Here is a 17265-nt window from a genome sequence, read left to right on the forward strand (position 1 = left end):
TTGGAAAATGAGCCAGTCTGTTTGCGATAGACTGGCTTTATTCATTTAGGCGGTTCTTAAGATCAAAGCCCCGATTAAAATGATGCACGAGGAGATAATCCGTACTGCATTGATGCGCTCTTTTAGAATAAAGATCGAGATCAGCGTGGCAAATAAAATCGAGGTTTCTCTTAGTGCAGCAACAATCGCAACAGGTGCAAGTGTCATTGCCCATAGTGCCAAACCATAAGAGAAAAATGAACCGATCCCACCGATTAAACCTAAATGCCAATTATGTCGAAAATACTCACCCATCTGACGATACTGCATTTTCAGGGCAAAGATAAAAAAGATCAGTCCTGAAAGCACGAAGCTCCATAGGATATAGGCAATGGCTGATCCTGCCAGACGAACGCCATGACCATCCAGCAAGGTATAACCCGCAATCAGGACAGCGTTGAGTAGAGCCAGACCGATACCTTTGCGTCCCGTTTTGGGTGCAGCCAAAATCATCGATAAAATGCCGACAGAAATGGTAATGATGCCTAGCCATGCATTGAATTGTAGTTGTTCATGCAGCAACAAGGTGCCTAAAATGGCAACAATCAGCGGTGCTGTGCCACGCATTAAGGGATAAGTCAGCCCCATATCGGCCACACGGTAGATTTTTGCCACCATGCCAAAATACAGAATTTGTATTGCGGTTGAAGCCAGAATATAAGGCCAGCTCTCGCGATGCGGCATGGGGAAAAAGGGCAGCAGTAGTGCGGCTAAAACTGCTGCGGATGCAGTGACCAATACGGTAGTTAAAAATTTATTTGTACCCGCTTTTACAATGGCATTCCATGTGGCGTGACATGTCGCTGCAAGTAAAATAAGGCCAAATATTGCCGTGCTCATAAGCTGCCTGTTATTTCATGATCTTGCTAATGTGCATGATATGGTTGAAAAAAGAAAGCAGGCAGCTTAGCGCGATTATAGAAATACTTTCTCTGTATTTGGATTGATCGGCTCAATCGGTTGGATCAACTGACCACGGCTTAGGTTCTGGATATGCTGTAAACGGTTGATCAGTTCATTTTGAATAAACAGGATACAGGTCTGTAGTTTAGACGAACTTTTTAAACGTGAAGGATACACTGCCCAAACATCGGCATCTTGCCAGTATTCAGGCAAAATATGCTGTAACTGACCACTAATCAATTCATCTGCGACATCCCAAATCGAACGTAAGATAATGCCATGTCCCTCAATCGCCAACTGGTGAATAATCTCGCCATTATTGGAAATGAAGCGCGGTGTGACATGTACCGACCGATCTTCCGAAGGATGGCGTAATTTCCATAATACCGAGGATTGATCACGTTCACTGATGGTCAGGCAATCATGATTACGTAAATCTTCCAGACTTTCAGGCATGCCTTGCTGCAGTAAATAGCTGGGTGCAGCGCAGAAAATTCGGAAATTCGACACCAGTTTTTTGGCAATCATATTCGGGGCAATCTCATTGCCGATGCGAATATCCAGATCAATGCTGTGTTGAATCAGGTCTTTGGTGTTGTCGATGGTATCAAACTGAATTTCCAGTTTGGGGTACATGGTCATTAATTTAGACAGAATTGGCGCAACATGTTTACGGCCAAAACCGAAGCTGCTGACAATGTCGAGATGTCCTGTGGGCGTGCTTAAGGGGTTATTCACCAGCTCACTGATTTCATCGAATTCATCCAGAATATTGGAGACCCGATCCAAAATCAGTTTGCCATCTTCGGTCAAACTGACATGGCGGGTACTGCGATGGAACAGTTTACAGTTCAGGTTGGTTTCTAAAATATTGATGCGTTTACTGATAAATGCAGGTGAAGCACCCAGCTCCTCAGCTGAATCGACAAAACTCTTGCGTTTGGCGACTGTGCAAAAAACCTTTAAATCCGATAGGTTAGGTAGATTATTCACGATCCGTGTCCATTGGGGTGATAGTTTTCTTATTGATCATTTTTGCTGAAAACAGCATGTTTACAGCTAAGGATATTAACCAAAGGTGTAAGGGAGCGTTATGGCAAAAAAGTATAAAGTTGCCACGATTGCGGGTGATGGGATTGGTTTAGAAGTTCTACCAGAAGGCATCAAGGTTGTAAAGGCAGCAGCAGACAAATATGGCATTCAAGTTCAAATGGATAGCTTCGATTGGGCCAGCTGTGATTACTACCTTGAACACGGCAAAATGATGCCGGATAACTGGTTTGAAGTCTTGCAGCAATATGATGCAATTTTCTTTGGTGCGGTAGGTTGGCCTGAAAAGGTGCCTGATCACATTTCATTGTGGGGATCATTACTCCAGTTCCGTCGTCGTTTTGATCAGTATGTGAATTTACGCCCGGTTCGGTTAATGCCTGGGGTGAAATGTCCACTGGCTGGCAAACAACCAGGCGATATCGATTTTTATGTGGTGCGTGAAAACAGCGAAGGTGAATATTCAGCGATTGGTGGTAAAGCCTTTGAAGGTACGGATCGTGAGTTTGTCTTGCAGGAAGCAGTGTTTACCCGTCATGGTGTCGATCGCATTTTAAAATATGCATTTGAATTTGCGGATCAACGTGAGGCTAAAAAAATCACGGCTGCAACCAAGTCCAATGGTATTGCCGTCAGCATGCCGTATTGGGATGAACGTGTCGATGAAATGGCAAAACACTATCCACAGATCAAGGCAGATAAACAGCATGTCGATATTTTAGCGGCACGTTTTGTTTTACAGCCTGAGCGTTTTGATGTGGTGGTGGCATCGAATTTATTTGGTGACATCTTGTCGGATTTAGGCCCTGCATGTACGGGCACCATTGGTTTGGCGGCTTCTGCCAACCTCAACCCTGAGCGTAAATTCCCGTCATTGTTTGAACCTGTGCATGGTTCAGCACCCGATATTTACGGTCAGCAAATTGCCAACCCGATTGCAGCGATCTGGTCAGGTGCGATGATGCTGGATTTCTTGGCAGATGGAGATGAACAAGTCATTCAGGCAGGGCAGGAAATTATGCAGGCGATTGAGCATGTGTTGATGCATGGTCCGAAAACGCCTGATGTCGGTGGAACTGCCAAGACCTATGAAGTGGGTGATGCGATTGCATCCTGTGTGACTGAGCAAAAAATGGATTTATTCGCGATGGAGTAAGTACCTCTTAGGGAATAGTCACTATCCGAGATGGATTGAATAGATATGGATAATCAAATTACAAAGCCTTATACAGATAAGACGCTTGCGATCACCAGTCTTGCCGTTGTATTTACATCGGTGGCTGGGTTGGCAATCTACTCATCTGAATCAATACAACTGGCAGCAAAATGGATGCAATGGACCACGTCGGTGTTTACCACGCCAGTCCTGTTATTTGCTTTTTTATCAATTATTTTTACCTTCGGTTTGGCCTTTAGTAAATACGGCAAAATTAAGCTCGGTGAAGGTAAGCCCCAATACAGCACCATGTCATGGATTTTCATGTTCATTTTGTCAGGGATTGGGTCATCTACCTTGTACTGGGGCTTTCTAGACTGGGCCTATTATTACCAAACTCCGGGTTTGAATTTAGCCCCTGAATCGGCTGAAGCCCTGAAATACAGCGTGGCTTACTCGTTCTTTCACTCTGGTTTGAGTGCATGGTCGATCTATGCCTTGGCATCGATTTCACTGTGCTATAGCTACCATGTCAGAAAGAATAAAGGCTTGAGCTTAGCGTCAATGGTGGAAGCGGTCACTGGCTTTAAAGCGACAGGCCCAGTTGGACGTGTGGTCGACCTGATGTTTTTGCTGTGTATGTTTGGTGCCTTGACCATTTCACTGGTACTGACTGCGGTCACCTTTACCAACATTCTGTCGCAGCTCACGGGTATTCCGAATACCTTCATGACCAAAGTCATTATCATCTTGGCGGTATCGGTGTTATTTGCACTGAGCTCTTATGTCGGTATGGATAAAGGCATGCAGCGTTTGAGTCATATGGTGTGCTTGGGCGTGGTGCTGTTTGCGATCTATGTACTCTGCTTTGGGCCAACCCAATTCATTATGAATAATTCATTGATGAGTTTTGGCTTGATGGCGACCAATTTTGTCGATATGAGTCTGTTTACCGATCCGATGGGCGATGGAAAATTCACCCGTGAATGGACAGTGTTCTATTGGTTGTGGTGGATTTCTTATGCGCCGGGTGTGGCGTTATTTGTGACCCGTGTATCTAAAGGACGCACCATTAAAGAAGTGATTCTTGCCATGGTCATCGGCGGTAGCGTTGGTTTATGGTTCATCTTTGGGGTATTTGAAAATTATAGCGTTCACAGCTTCATTCACGGCATGGTCAATGTTCCGCAAATCTTGAGCCAGCAAGGTGGTGAAGTGGCAATTGGTCAACTGTTGGGCTTATTGCCAGCAGGCAAGCTGATGATGTGGTTGTTCCTTGGCATTATGGTGATTTTCCTTGCAGCACATATGGATGCGGTGGGCTATGCGGTTTCTGCAACCTGTACCCGTGGTTTAAGTGAAGGGCAAGATCCATCTCCGAATGCGCGTTTGTTTTGGTGTCTGATGTTAACCCTAGTGCCGATTGCGATGATTTTCTCTAAGGCGCCGTTAGATACCATGAAAACTGCGACCATTGTGACTGCCTTACCGTTTATTGTGATTATTCTGGTGCAGACCTATGGGTTGGTGAAGTGGCTGATTGAGGATTATTCCAAGGTGCCATCGCATTTGATTGAGCAGAATAGCTTTAATGACTTGGAAGCACTTGAGCATACGGACTCAAATCAACAGATGCAGATTGATATTGCGGCAACACCACTTGCACATAAAAGCAGTCAAAAGGAATTGTTATGACACAGCAGCCGAACACGCGCTATGAGTTAAGCGAAGAAATGCAAAGTCTGGTGTATTGGAGCAGCATTTATTCAGCAGCGGATAACGATATTGATTCAATTCGTGCAGCCTATGATGCGATGTGCCTGCACTACACCTTGCCACGTGATGGTACGGTCAATATTGAAGATAAAACCGTTGCGCATGCCACTCATCCAGTCAATGTTCGGTTGTATTCACCCTTGGGCCAAGCACCTGCGCAAGGTTGGCCTTGCGTGTTGTTTATCCATGGGGGTGGCTGGATGCTGGGGAATCTGGATTCGCATGAATTTATTACCCGTTATTTATGTCGTGATTTGAATGTTGCGGTACTGAGTGTGGATTATCGTTTGGTGCCCGAACATCATTTCCCAGCCGCTTATGAGGATTGTGAAACGGTCTATCACTGGCTCCGCACGCATGGCGCAGACTGGAACATCAATCCAGCGCAGTTGGTATTAGCAGGTGATAGCGCAGGCGGCAATTTAGCTGCGGCACTGGCGGTTCAGTTGCAACATACGGGTCATCAGGCCTGTGGTTTGGCCTTGATTTATCCTTGTTTGAGCAGCAGTTTTGATACAGCGTCTTGCCAGCAGCATGCACATGCGCCGTTACTCACGTTAGAGGAAATGCATTATTACCTAAAACAATATGCTCCGAATGAAAGTGACTGGGAAGATACACGTTTAGCGCCACTAAATGCACAGGATTTTTCTGACATGCCACGTAGCTTTGTTGCGGTGGCTGAATACGATCCACTGAGTGACGACGGACGTATTTTCGTAGACAAGTTAAAACAAGCCAATATTGCTGCCGAGTTTTATCTCGGCAAAGGATTACTGCATGGCAGTTTACGTTTAGTACGGGACTGTCCTGTGGTACAGGATTTATATCAGCACATGCTGAGTTCGTTAAAGCAAATGTTCAAGTGATTTGAACACCAGCCAATTTTGATAAAACAGTCGTTAGGACAAAAGAGTTTAATGGAGTAAAACCATGAATGCAGTTGAAAAATTACCAGAAGATTTCTGTTCAAACCCGGATGTGGCATGGACATTTCCCAAAGTGTTCTATACCTCATCTCAGGTATTTGAGCGTGAAAAAGAAGAAATTTTTGCGAAAAGCTGGATTTGCGTGGCACATGGTAGTGAAGTTGCCCAGAACAATGACTATATTACCCGTAAGGTGATTGGTGAAAATATCATCGTGATTCGCGGTAAAGACAGCGTATTACGTGCATTTTATAATGTCTGCCCACATCGTGGTCATGAGCTGTTAAGTGGTAGCGGTAAAGCCAAAAACGTGATTACCTGTCCGTATCATGCATGGACCTTTAAGCTGGATGGTAGTTTGGCGCTGGCGCGTAACTGTGATCATGTTGAGTCTTTTGACAAGCAAAACTCTAGCATGGTGTCGTTAAAAGTTGAGGAATATGGTGGTTTTGTCTTTATCAATATGGATGAAAATGCCACTTGTGTTGAAGATCAGTTGCCTGAATTTGCACAAAAATTGAATGAAGCCTGTGCGGTGATTAAAGACCTGAAACTGGCGGCACGTTTCGTAACGGAAACACCTGCCAACTGGAAAGTGATCGTAGATAACTATTTGGAATGTTATCACTGTGGTCCAGCACATCCGGGTTTCGCCGATTCAGTGCAGGTCGATAAATACTGGCACACCACCCATCAAAACTGGACGCTGCAATATGGTTATGCACGTTCTTCAGAAAAGTCATTCAAGCTAGATCCATCGGTGAAAGATCCGACCTTTAGCGGTTTCTGGACCTGGCCGTGCACCATGTTTAACGTACCACCCGGTGCAAACTTCATGACCGTGATTTATGAGTTTCCGATGGATGCAGAAACTACTTTGCAGCACTATGACATTTTCTTTACCAATGAAGAACTGACCCAAGATCAGAAAGACCTGATCGAATGGTATCGCAATGTCTTCCGTCCTGAAGACCTTGAATTGGTTGAAAGCGTACAACGTGGTTTAAAATCACGGGGTTATCGTGGTCAAGGGCGTATCATGACCGACAAGCAACGTTCGGGAATCAGTGAACATGGTATTGCTTATTTCCAGAATCTTGTTGCACAACACCATCAATAATTTTGTCTCAGGCATTAGATCAGGGAGGCGTGGCAAACGATAAAGCCACACCTCACTTCAATCGATAGGAACATGACATGTCAAGTTTGCAAGCAAGTCCGTTATTTCAACAACACGGACTGATCAATGGTCAATGGGTGAGTGCACAATCTAATGCCACCATTTCTGTCACCAACCCTGCGACAGGTGAGGAAATTGGTGTAATTCCCAATATGGGAGCAGCAGAAGCTACTGAAGCAGTCGAAGTGGCGTATCAGGCTTTAGCGCAATGGAAAGGATTGACTGCACAAAAACGTGCAGATCTGTTATTGGCTTGGTATCAACTGGTTTTGAGCCACGCGGATGAGCTGGCACGGATCATGACCATTGAGCAGGGTAAACCCTTAGCTGAAGCTTTGGGTGAAGTGAAATATGCAGCTTCATTTATTCAATGGTTTGCGGAAGAAGGCAAACGTGTTTATGGCGATGTGATTCCAACCACCAATAGCCAGCAGCGTTTTATTATCACCAAAGAACCTGTGGGTGTGGTTGCCGCAATTACGCCGTGGAATTTCCCGATTGCGATGATTACCCGTAAAGCAGCACCTGCTTTGGCGGCAGGCTGTAGCATCGTGATCAAGCCTGCCAATGAAACCCCGTATTGCGCACTTGCGCTTGCTAAACTGGCAGAAATGGCGGGCATTCCAGCGGGTGTCATTAATGTGGTGACAGGCAAATCGCAAGAGATTGGTTCGGTATTTACCAGCCATGAAAAAGTCAAAAAACTGACTTTTACAGGTTCTACGCCTGTCGGTCGTTTATTGATGCAGCAATGTTCAGGCACGATTAAAAAATTGGCGCTGGAACTGGGTGGCAATGCACCATTGATCGTGTTTGATGATGCGGATCTGGATAAAGCGGTTCAAGGTGCGATCTTTGCCAAGTTCCGTAATGCAGGGCAAACCTGTGTTTGTGCCAATCGAATCTATGTACATGACAAGGTTTATCAGGCCTTTACTGAGAAATTTGTGCAAGAAGTACAGAAATTCAAAATCGGCAATGGTTTGGAACAGAATGTACAGATCGGGCCGTTAATCAATGACAAGGCAGTACTGAAAGCAAAACAGTTAATTGATGATGCTTGTGGCAAAGGTGCCCAAGTGGCGTGCGGTGGTAAACAACATGCACTTGGACAAACCTTCTTTGAACCGACCGTGTTAACCGATGTTTCGCGTGATATGGAAATTGTTCAGGAAGAAATTTTTGGCCCAGTAGCACCTTTAATTCGTTTTACTGAGGAAGAGGATGTGGTCGCGCAAGCCAACGATACCATTTTTGGTTTGGCAGCCTATGTGTATAGCGAAAACATTTCACGGATTTGGCGTGTCGCTGAACAACTGGAATATGGCATGGTCGGGATGAACTCAACTGCTATTTCAAATGAAGTGGTGCCATTTGGCGGTGTTAAACAGTCTGGTGTAGGTCGTGAAGGTTCTAAATATGGTTTGGAAGAATTTATGACTATTAAATATATGTGTTTAGGATTATAGCAACAATGCCTGTTGGGACTCTCTTCATCGAGGGTCAACAGGCAATATGCAGTTAAAATTAGAAAATGCTTAGATGAGCAGCATGCGGTAAAGAGGATTTAGACATGGCTAGTCATTATGAAATGTTTGCATCGGTGGTCACACGCGTAGAGCAACTGACTCCACTGATCAAACGGTTTACATTTAAACGTCAGGACGGACAAAATTTCCCTCAATTCAATGGTGGCAGTCATATCATTGTGAAAATGAATGATCAGCTATCCAATGCCTATTCATTGATGAGCTGTGCTCATGATCTATCGACTTACCAAGTCTGTGTCCGTAAAGATATTGAAGGTAAAGGTGGTTCAGTCTTTATGCATGATCAGTGCAATGAAGGCTGTGAAATTCTGATTTCTGAACCGAAGAATTTGTTTCCATTGGCGGCAGATGGCGAGAAACATATCCTCATCGCGGGGGGTATTGGGATTACCCCGTTTGTGCCGCAAATGGATGAGTTGGCTGCACGTGGTGCCGACTTTGAATTGCATTATGCCTACCGTTCCCCAGAGCATGCAGCACTGTTGGAAGAACTCAAACAGAAACATGGCGAACATATATTTAGCTATGTTGACTCAGATGGAAAATGTTTGGATCTGGATCAGTTGATTGGCGCTCAACCCAAAGGTACGCATGTGTATGTGTGTGGCCCAAAGCCAATGATTGATGCAGTGATCGATCGTTGTAATTACCATCGTTACCGTGATGAATATATTCACTGGGAACAGTTTGCATCTACGGTACCTGAAGAGGGTGAAGCATTTACGGTTGTATTGGCGAAATCCAATCAAGAAGTGGAAGTGCAAGGCAATCAAACCATTTTGCAAGCGATTGAATTGCTTAATATTGATGTGGAATGTTTATGTCGTGAAGGGGTGTGTGGCACGTGTGAAACCATGATTCTAGAAGGTGAGGCAGAGCATTTCGATCAATATCTGAGTGATGATGAAAAAGCTTCACAGCAGTCGATGATGATTTGTGTGTCGCGTGCCAAAGGCAAAAAACTGGTACTTGATCTTTAATTTAAAGTTTTGAGTTTAAAAATATAAAAAAGCAGCCTAAGCTGCTTTTTTATTGATCAGGAACATTAATTCAGATTTATTTTTTGCCTTTCTTGGTTTTTAGATATTCTTGATAAGATTCTTCGGCAAAGCGTCTTAAGGAATCCCCAATAGCAGCATATTGGTATTCATTCAGGTTGGCCAATGATGCACGGGCAGAAGGATGCTGTACTCCAAAGCCTGAACCTGGTAAAAGCACCACACCCGTTTCATCAGCAACGCGGAATAATAATTCGGTTGGGTTCTTATTCTTCATGACCCAATCTGCAAACTCATCCCCATACAGTGTTCGAGAGGTATTTTCCAAGTTTACTAAAGTGTAGTAATCGACTGAGTTTGGATCAGCAGGAACTTCAACCCCTAATTGGCGATACAGCGCAGCATCACGCTCGCGCACTACAGATTTAACCGCATTCTTATAGTTCTGTTGCGAATCCATCATATTGAATAGGGCAAACAGTACCATTTGTACTTGTTGAGGTGTAGAAAGACCAGCGGTATGGTTCAGTGCTACATTGCGACTATCTGCGACCAGACGATCTATAAATTTGATCTTGGCTGGATCTGTGGTTAAAGATGAATAACGCTCTTCCAGCTCTTTTTTGTCTTTTTTAGACAGTGCTGGCAGCTTCTGATCCAGAATATTATTGTTGGAGAGGGCAATTACTCCGAGTCTCCAACCGGTTGCCCCAAAATATTTCGAGAATGAATACACCAAGATGGTATTGTCTGGGCAGATCGCAAACAGTGATTTGAAATTGTCCGCAAAAGTACCGTACACATCATCGGTCAAAATAATCAGGTCAGGCCGTTTTTTAACGATATCAGCCAAAATTGCTAAGCCTTCATCGCTGAGTTTTACTGAAGGTGGGTTACTTGGATTCACCAGAAAGAAGGCTTTAATCGATGGGTCTTCCAATTTCCGCAATTCAGATTCTGGATATTGCCAGTCAAGCTTCGGATCAGCTTCGATCAAGACTTCTTCAAGCTGATAGTCATTCAGCTTTGGAATTTCTAAATACGGTGTAAAAATGGGTGCACCAATCGCGATACGGTCTCCATTGGCAATAATTTTATTCTCTTTTAAAGAGTTAAAAATATAGGCCATTGCTGCCGTTCCACCTTCGACCGCAAACAAGTCTAAGCCTTCTTTCGGCATGCCTTGGACGCCCATTTCACGTAGGATATATTCTTTGATAATCGATTCGCTAATGCGGAGCATGCGGTCTGGAACAGGGTAGTTACAACCTAAAATTCCCTCGACCATTTCCAGTAAAAAAGCGTCTGGATCTAAGCCGAGCTGATCTCGGACATAGGAAATGGCTTTACCTAGAAACACCACGCCCGGTTTATCCCGATTGTGCATAATGAAGTTATCGAAGCGAGATTGCAGACCGACAGGGCGAGGGAAGCCGCCTAAGCCTTCTGGCATATAAGAGAAAGAGAACTCTGATTCCGTTGTTGAAAATAGCCCCAATTGGAAGAATGCCCGACGCGGAATCGTGGCTAAAAAGTTCGGATTTCCACGACCTGCATTCAGCATCATCCTGTCTGTTTTGCTTTGGGCAAGTTCGATTAAATTGTCTTTTAGTTCGAATGGGCTAAGTTTTGAGTATTTTGAGTAATCAACGTTCCCCATGGGAAGTCTCCTTAATTATAGTGACGGCAATAAAATTTTGAATATGGATTATAAATTTAGGCGAGGCCAACAATCAGTGGACCAAGCAGAGTTAAGAACACGTTTGCCAAGGCATAGGTGATTGCAAAAGGCACGGTCGGAATCGAGTTTCCCGCTTTATCTAGAATTGCACCAAAGGCAGGGTTGGCACTACGGGAGCCAGACAAGGCACCCGCCATAACGGCAACGTTGTCATAACGCAGCACATAACGCGCGAAAAGCATGGAAAGAATTAGCGGTACCAATGTGACTACGACACCAATCATAAATAGGGATAGACCACTGTCTTTAATGGTTTGAATGGCTTGTAAACCAGATTGCAAGCCAACCGCAGCAACGAATCCTGCAAGACCCAAATCTTTCAGTAGTTGCGATGCGGCTAAAGGCATATTGCCATGGACTTGATTACGGCTGCGCAACCAACCAAACAGAAGACCTGAGAGTAACGCACCACCACCTGCACCAAGTGTTAGAGGGACATCACCAATACGGACTACAAACAGACCAATTAATAAGCCGACCACCAGCCCTGCACCGTGGAAAATCCAGTCGGTTTTTAAGCTTTCTGGCAGTGCTGTACCTGCTTCTTTGACTAAACGATCAAGATCACTTTTAGTTCCATAAACCGTAATAACATCTCCTTGATGTAAAACGGTGTCATCACTCAAGCTTTGTGCTTCATCATTGCGTTTAATCGCCAGCACGTAAATCCCATGCTTTAAATAGGCAGGCGTATTGCCTTTGATATCGCCGAGACTACGGTTGATATACTTGGAATTTCTCAGGATCACATCCGTCGTATCCATAATCATTTCCATACCTTGTGAAGATTGCAGCTCAGTACCAATTTGGTCTGAAACAGCAACAACACTGGCACGACGGCCAACCAGCAATATCACATCATCTGTTTGTAAAGTTAGTTCTGGTGCAACATCAATCAATTGATCTTTGCGCTTTAAGCGCTCGATGGTGATGCTACTTTGTTTGGATTCAAGTTCTGCAACAGTTTGTCCATTGGCTTGTTTGACTTTATAAATACGTCCGACAATTTCAGGCATCGCCAGTTCTTGACCAGGCGCTAGTTCAAAAGCACCTTTGAGGCGTTCGGATTGTGCTTTCAAAGCATCATCATGAATTTCTTTGCCCATGAATTTAGGCAGAATATTCACACAGACAATAATGGCACCCAATGAACCAAAAATATAAGTGACGGCATATCCGATTGCGACATTGGCCTGTAGTTTTTGAATCTCAGCCAAGGGCAGGTCGAGACGGGAAATCGCATCACCTGCAGTCCCAATAATTGCAGATTGGGTCATACCACCTGCGGCTAATCCAGCTGCCAATCCTTTGTCTAAATGGAATAACTTTGCCATGACCAAGACTGTGATTAAGCCGCTGACCGCCATGAAGACTGCTAATAGGATTTCTTTTATCGATTGTGGACCCAATGATTTGAAGAACTGTGGGCCACTTTCAAAACCAACTGCATAAATAAATAATGCAAATAGAATGGCTTTGACCCCATTATCGACTGGAACACCGATGAGACTGAGTACGACTGCAACAAGTAGGGAACCTGCTACACCACCGAACTGAAATTTTCCGAATTGAAACTGACCGATCCAGAAACCTATTGCTAAGGATAAGAACAATAGTATTTCTGGGCTATGTTTTAATTCGCCTTGTAACCATTCAATCATTTTTCGATCTCACTTTTATTATTCGATCTATCTTTAGGTTTGAAATTTATTTATTTTTCATGTGTTTTTTAAAATACTATGCTTCTGTAGCGAATACAAATAGACAGGATTTTAAAGCCTTGTTTTTACTAAATTATTTATATATCAATAAGTTATTTTTTTATCTGATTCAATGGATAAAGAACAAACATAAAATTTAAGCTGTTTATTACAATATGTTATTTTTCTATACAAAAAATAACACTTTAGGCGGTGTTTGATATTTTGTGAGATGAATATTACATTCAATAAATAGTGTTAAATTTTCGTCGGGCCTAGGCCTTTTTTATGGAAAAAGTATTTAATTTAAAACGGTGTGGCACTTAATTTTTGAATTTAATATTTTGCTTACAGTAAGTGCGTACAGAAAAATTGCAATTTCTATTGGTGACTAAAAAATATAATGAATGTTCACTAAATTAATGTTCATTTAAGCAAGGGTGGTTAATTTAAAGATACGGACATAAGCCGTAGCAGCAATACACCTTTCGCCACATTTCCAGATGTGGCTTTTTTTTGCCTGATTAAATGATTTGGCGTAAATCGCGAGCCGTTTCTTGTAGCAAAGGTAAAATATGGGCAATTAAATAATCCTTGGTGGTGCGCATGGTCGGAGACACGATATTTAAGGCAGCAACCACGCTTGCATTGGAATCATATATCGGTACAGCCACAGCATGCACTCCCAGTTCGTGTTCTTCACAGGAATAGCACCAGTCTTGTTCTTTGATTTCATGCAGTAATTCTAAAAATTGATCAGTTTCGGTATGGGTATATTTGGTTAGACGTTTTAACGGGTATTTTTCTAACCATCGTTTTTGTTGTTCTGGCGTTAAATGTGCAAGCAGAATCTTTCCAGCAGAAGTTGCATGGGCAGGGAGTCTATTACCTAAATGTAAGCCATAAGGATTGACTCGATCAGTTTGTTGGTGAGCTGCACTACGGGCAATGGTAATTGCTTCATAACCATCTAAAACCATCACCGAATAAATCAATGAGGTTTGATTGGTTAAAAGATTTAATAAGGGCTGGCATATTTTAGGAAGTGTGGAACCATCGAGATAAGCCCCAGAAAATTTAAGAATCTTGGGTGATAAATAATAATAATGCCCATCAAAATCTAAATAGCCTAAGTATTCTAAAGTGAGTAAATGGCGTCGTGCAGCAGCGCGGGTCATGCCCGTTTTTTCAGCGGCGGTACTCATATTTAAGCGATGCCGTTCGGGGCCAAAGCATTCCAAAATTGCCAAGCCTTTCGCGATTCCTGCAATAAAGTCTTCATGCCGAATGGTCTTTTTATTTTCGTTATGATGAATCAAACGCGGATTCTTTTCCTGATCATTTTCCATAATTTAGACATCCTTGCTAAAACGGGTTCTTTATAAAAACATTCTAAGCGAAAGATGACTATTTTACTTGGATAATGTTCGATGATCGAACATAAAAAATAATCATCGAACAAAATGCACTTCAACGTCTAGAAGTAAGCGCAGAATTTATCAAGAATGAATAGAAGAAATCCGAACAAAGCACTCGACTTAATTTCATCGGTTTTCAGGATGAAAATACGAGTGATGCATCGTACAGGAAGTAGTCAGATGATTGATAAAAGCACGCTCTCATTAACCGAGGCGCTATCGCAAATAAAAGATGGGGCAACCATCATGATTGGTGGCTTTGGCACCGCAGGGCAACCCGCTGAACTGATTGATGGATTGATTGAGCTTGGCATCAAGGATCTGGTCATCGTCAATAACAATGCAGGCAATGGTGACTATGGTTTGGCCAAACTGCTTAAAACAGATGCGGTACGTAAAATCATCTGTTCTTTCCCACGCCAGTCAGATTCATGGGTGTTCGATGAACTCTATCGTGCCGGCAAGATCGAACTGGAACTGGTCCCGCAAGGCAATCTGGCGTGCCGTATTCAAGCCGCAGGCATGGGGCTCGGTGCAGTATTTACCCCAACGGGTTTCGGTACCTTATTGGCGGAAGGTAAAGAAACCCGTCATATCGATGGTAAAGACTATGTACTTGAATACCCAATCAAAGCAGACTTCGCACTGATTAAGGCACACAAAGGCGATCGCTGGGGCAATCTGGTTTATAACAAATCAGCCCGTAACTTTGGTCCAATCATGGCGATGGCAGCTGATGTCACTATTGCTCAAGTGTCTGAACTGGTCGAACTGGGGCAACTTGATCCTGAACACATTATTACCCCTGGGATTTTTGTACAGCATGTGGTCGCTGTCGATGCAGCCAATGGCACAGGAGCAGAACAATGAGCTATCAAAAATTAAGCCGTGACCAAATTGCTGAACGTGTCGCACAAGATATTCCTGATGGTGCTTATGTCAATCTAGGTATTGGCTTACCAACTAAGATTTCCAATTATCTTCCTGCCGATAAAGATGTATTTCTGCATTCGGAAAATGGCTTACTCGCATTTGGTCCACCACCTGCCAAAGGTGAGGAAGACCCTGAACTGATTAATGCAGGTAAAGAATACGTCACCATGCTGACTGGTGGCAGTTTTTTCCATCATGGTGATTCCTTTGCCATGATGCGTGGCGGACATTTGGATATTGCGGTACTCGGTGCGTTCCAAGTGGCAGCCAATGGTGATCTGGCTAACTGGCATACCGGTGCAGCAGATGCCATTCCTGCGGTGGGCGGTGCCATGGACCTCGCTGTCGGTGCCAAGAAAGTGTTTATCACCACCGATCACAACACCAAGCAAGGTGAACCGAAGATTGTTGAAACTCTTTCATATCCTGCAACAGGCTTGAAATGTGTCGATCGTATTTATACCGACTTGTGTGTGATTGATGTGACAGTAGACGGTTTAAAAGTGATTGAGAAAGTCGAAGGTTTGAGCTTTGCGGAGTTACAGGCGTTGACGGGTGCGAAACTGATTGATGCAACTCAAGGATAATAAATCTCCCCTAACCCCTCTTTAAAAAAGAGGGGAACTCCTCCCTTTAATAAAGGGAGGTTGGGAGGGATTTTAGATAAAGGAAAAAACACATGAAAAACGCTTATATCATTGATGCCATCCGTACCCCATTTGGTCGCTATGCAGGCGGTCTTGCACCTGTCCGTGCTGATGACTTGGGAGCCATTCCAATTCAGGCACTTATACAACGCAATCCAAGTATCGACTGGCAACAAGTGGATGATGTGATCTATGGCTGTGCAAATCAAGCGGGTGAAGATAACCGTAATGTGGGACGCATGTCAGCCTTATTGGCAGGTTTACCTTATCAAGTGCCAGCCACCACAGTGAACCGTTTATGTGGTTCTTCTCTGGATGCGATTGCCATGGCTGCCCGTGCCATTAAAGTCAATGAGGCTGACCTAATTATTGCAGGTGGTGTCGAAAGCATGAGCCGTGCACCCTATGTGATGGGCAAATCTGACAGCGCGTTTGGCCGTAACCAAAAGATTGAAGACACCACCATGGGCTGGCGTTTTATCAATCCAAAACTGAAAGAAATGTATGGTGTAGACACCATGCCACAAACGGCTGAAAACGTAGCGGAACAATTTAAGATTAACCGTGCCGATCAAGACCAGTTTGCACTTAACAGCCAACAACGTACGGCAACGGCGCAAGCCAATGGCTTCTTTAAAAATGAAATTGTGCCTGTCAGCATTCCACAGCGTAAGGGTGATGCGGTTGTGGTGGATACCGATGAGCATCCACGTGCATCAACCACATTAGAAGGCTTAACCAAACTCAAAGGTGTAGTTAAAGCTGAAGGCACTGTGACAGCAGGTAATGCCTCTGGAATTAATGATGGTGCTGCTGCGGTATTGATTGCCTCAGATCAAGCGGTGGAAAAATATCAATTAAAGCCACGTGCCAAAATCATTGCGGCGACGACTGTCGGAGTTGAACCTCGGATTATGGGTTTTGCGCCTGCGCCTGCAATCAAAAAACTACTGAAACAAGCCAATCTTTCTCTAGCGCAGATGGATGTGATTGAGTTGAACGAAGCCTTTGCAGCACAAGCCTTAGCGGTAACTCGTGATTTAGGTTTGAGTGATGACGATGCACGAATCAACCCGAATGGCGGTGCAATTGCCTTGGGTCATCCACTGGGTGCTTCAGGTGCACGCTTAGTGACGACGGCTCTAAATCAACTTGAACAGATCAAAGGTCAGTATGCCTTATGTTCGATGTGCATTGGTGTTGGTCAAGGCATCGCCTTGATTATTCAACGTGTTGAGTGAGGTC

The 17265-nt window shown here is 43.9% G+C and carries 14 protein-coding genes; 9 read left to right on the forward strand and 5 right to left on the reverse strand.

All coding sequences use genetic code 11. The features are described from left to right. Positions 1–45: 45 nt before the first annotated feature. Entirely contained in the window at positions 46–879 is an 834-nt protein-coding gene (locus FPL17_RS02630; RefSeq protein ID WP_159883028.1) for a DMT family transporter, read from the reverse strand. Between the two features lie 75 nt (positions 880–954). Next, positions 955–1935 carry a LysR family transcriptional regulator gene (locus tag FPL17_RS02635; RefSeq protein ID WP_159883030.1) on the reverse strand — a complete coding sequence of 327 codons (981 nt, stop codon included), beginning with the start codon at positions 1933–1935 and terminating at the stop codon, positions 955–957. A 100-nt stretch (positions 1936–2035) separates the two neighbouring features. Here FPL17_RS02635 and FPL17_RS02640 point away from each other — a divergent pair, with 100 nt between their 5' ends. The 6 genes from FPL17_RS02640 (at position 2036) to cntB (ending at position 9563) form a co-directional block, all read left to right on the forward strand. Then, positions 2036–3148, forward strand: a complete 1113-nt coding sequence (locus FPL17_RS02640; RefSeq protein ID WP_159883032.1) for a tartrate dehydrogenase — start codon at positions 2036–2038, stop codon at positions 3146–3148. Between the two features lie 39 nt (positions 3149–3187). Beyond that, the gene (locus tag FPL17_RS02645; RefSeq protein ID WP_167515387.1) at positions 3188–4843 is read left to right on the forward strand and encodes a BCCT family transporter; all 1656 of its coding nucleotides are present in this window, start codon (positions 3188–3190) and stop codon (positions 4841–4843) included. Further along, positions 4840–5793, forward strand: a complete 954-nt coding sequence (locus tag FPL17_RS02650) for an alpha/beta hydrolase (RefSeq protein WP_159883036.1) — start codon at positions 4840–4842, stop codon at positions 5791–5793. Before FPL17_RS02645 ends, FPL17_RS02650 begins: the two co-directional genes overlap by 4 nt. Before the next feature lie 64 nt (positions 5794–5857). Continuing rightward, positions 5858–6973 carry a carnitine monooxygenase subunit alpha gene (gene cntA / locus FPL17_RS02655; protein WP_159883038.1) on the forward strand — a complete coding sequence of 372 codons (1116 nt, stop codon included), beginning with the start codon at positions 5858–5860 and terminating at the stop codon, positions 6971–6973. 77 nt (positions 6974–7050) lie between these two features. Beyond that, a complete protein-coding gene (locus tag FPL17_RS02660) occupies positions 7051–8502 on the forward strand; it encodes an NAD-dependent succinate-semialdehyde dehydrogenase (RefSeq protein WP_159883040.1) in 1452 nt (483 codons plus the stop codon). 104 nt (positions 8503–8606) lie between these two features. Continuing rightward, the gene (cntB, locus tag FPL17_RS02665) at positions 8607–9563 is read left to right on the forward strand and encodes a carnitine monooxygenase, reductase subunit CntB (protein WP_159883042.1); all 957 of its coding nucleotides are present in this window, start codon (positions 8607–8609) and stop codon (positions 9561–9563) included. Positions 9564–9639: 76 nt separating this feature from the next. On the opposite strand, the gene FPL17_RS02670 is transcribed toward cntB, so the two are convergent. From FPL17_RS02670 to pcaU, 3 genes are all read right to left on the reverse strand, one after another. Continuing rightward, the gene (locus FPL17_RS02670; RefSeq protein WP_159883044.1) at positions 9640–11241 is read right to left on the reverse strand and encodes a bifunctional aspartate transaminase/aspartate 4-decarboxylase; all 1602 of its coding nucleotides are present in this window, start codon (positions 11239–11241) and stop codon (positions 9640–9642) included. A gap of 56 nt (positions 11242–11297) precedes the next feature. Continuing rightward, positions 11298–12983 carry an aspartate-alanine antiporter gene (gene aspT, locus FPL17_RS02675; protein WP_159883046.1) on the reverse strand — a complete coding sequence of 562 codons (1686 nt, stop codon included), beginning with the start codon at positions 12981–12983 and terminating at the stop codon, positions 11298–11300. Between the two features lie 563 nt (positions 12984–13546). Continuing rightward, positions 13547–14371: an IclR family transcriptional regulator PcaU gene (gene pcaU / locus FPL17_RS02680; RefSeq protein ID WP_005187369.1), complete on the reverse strand. Its 825-nt coding sequence runs from the start codon at positions 14369–14371 to the stop codon at positions 13547–13549. Positions 14372–14620: 249 nt separating this feature from the next. On the opposite strand from pcaU, the gene FPL17_RS02685 reads away from it, so the two are divergent. The 3 genes from FPL17_RS02685 (at position 14621) to pcaF (ending at position 17261) form a co-directional block, all read left to right on the forward strand. After that, positions 14621–15310 carry a 3-oxoacid CoA-transferase subunit A gene (locus FPL17_RS02685; protein ID WP_159883048.1) on the forward strand — a complete coding sequence of 230 codons (690 nt, stop codon included), beginning with the start codon at positions 14621–14623 and terminating at the stop codon, positions 15308–15310. Then, positions 15307–15960, forward strand: coding sequence for a 3-oxoacid CoA-transferase subunit B (locus tag FPL17_RS02690; RefSeq protein ID WP_005187371.1), 654 nt, complete (start codon positions 15307–15309; stop codon positions 15958–15960). The genes FPL17_RS02685 and FPL17_RS02690 overlap by 4 nt, the downstream gene beginning before the upstream one ends. A gap of 92 nt (positions 15961–16052) precedes the next feature. Next, complete coding sequence (gene pcaF, locus FPL17_RS02695; protein WP_005187372.1) at positions 16053–17261, forward strand: 3-oxoadipyl-CoA thiolase; 1209 nt, start codon at positions 16053–16055, stop codon at positions 17259–17261. Positions 17262–17265 lie beyond the last annotated feature (4 nt).

The organism is Acinetobacter dispersus (genome assembly GCF_009884975.1).
In the GTDB taxonomy this organism is placed as follows: Bacteria; Pseudomonadota; Gammaproteobacteria; order Pseudomonadales; family Moraxellaceae; genus Acinetobacter; species Acinetobacter dispersus.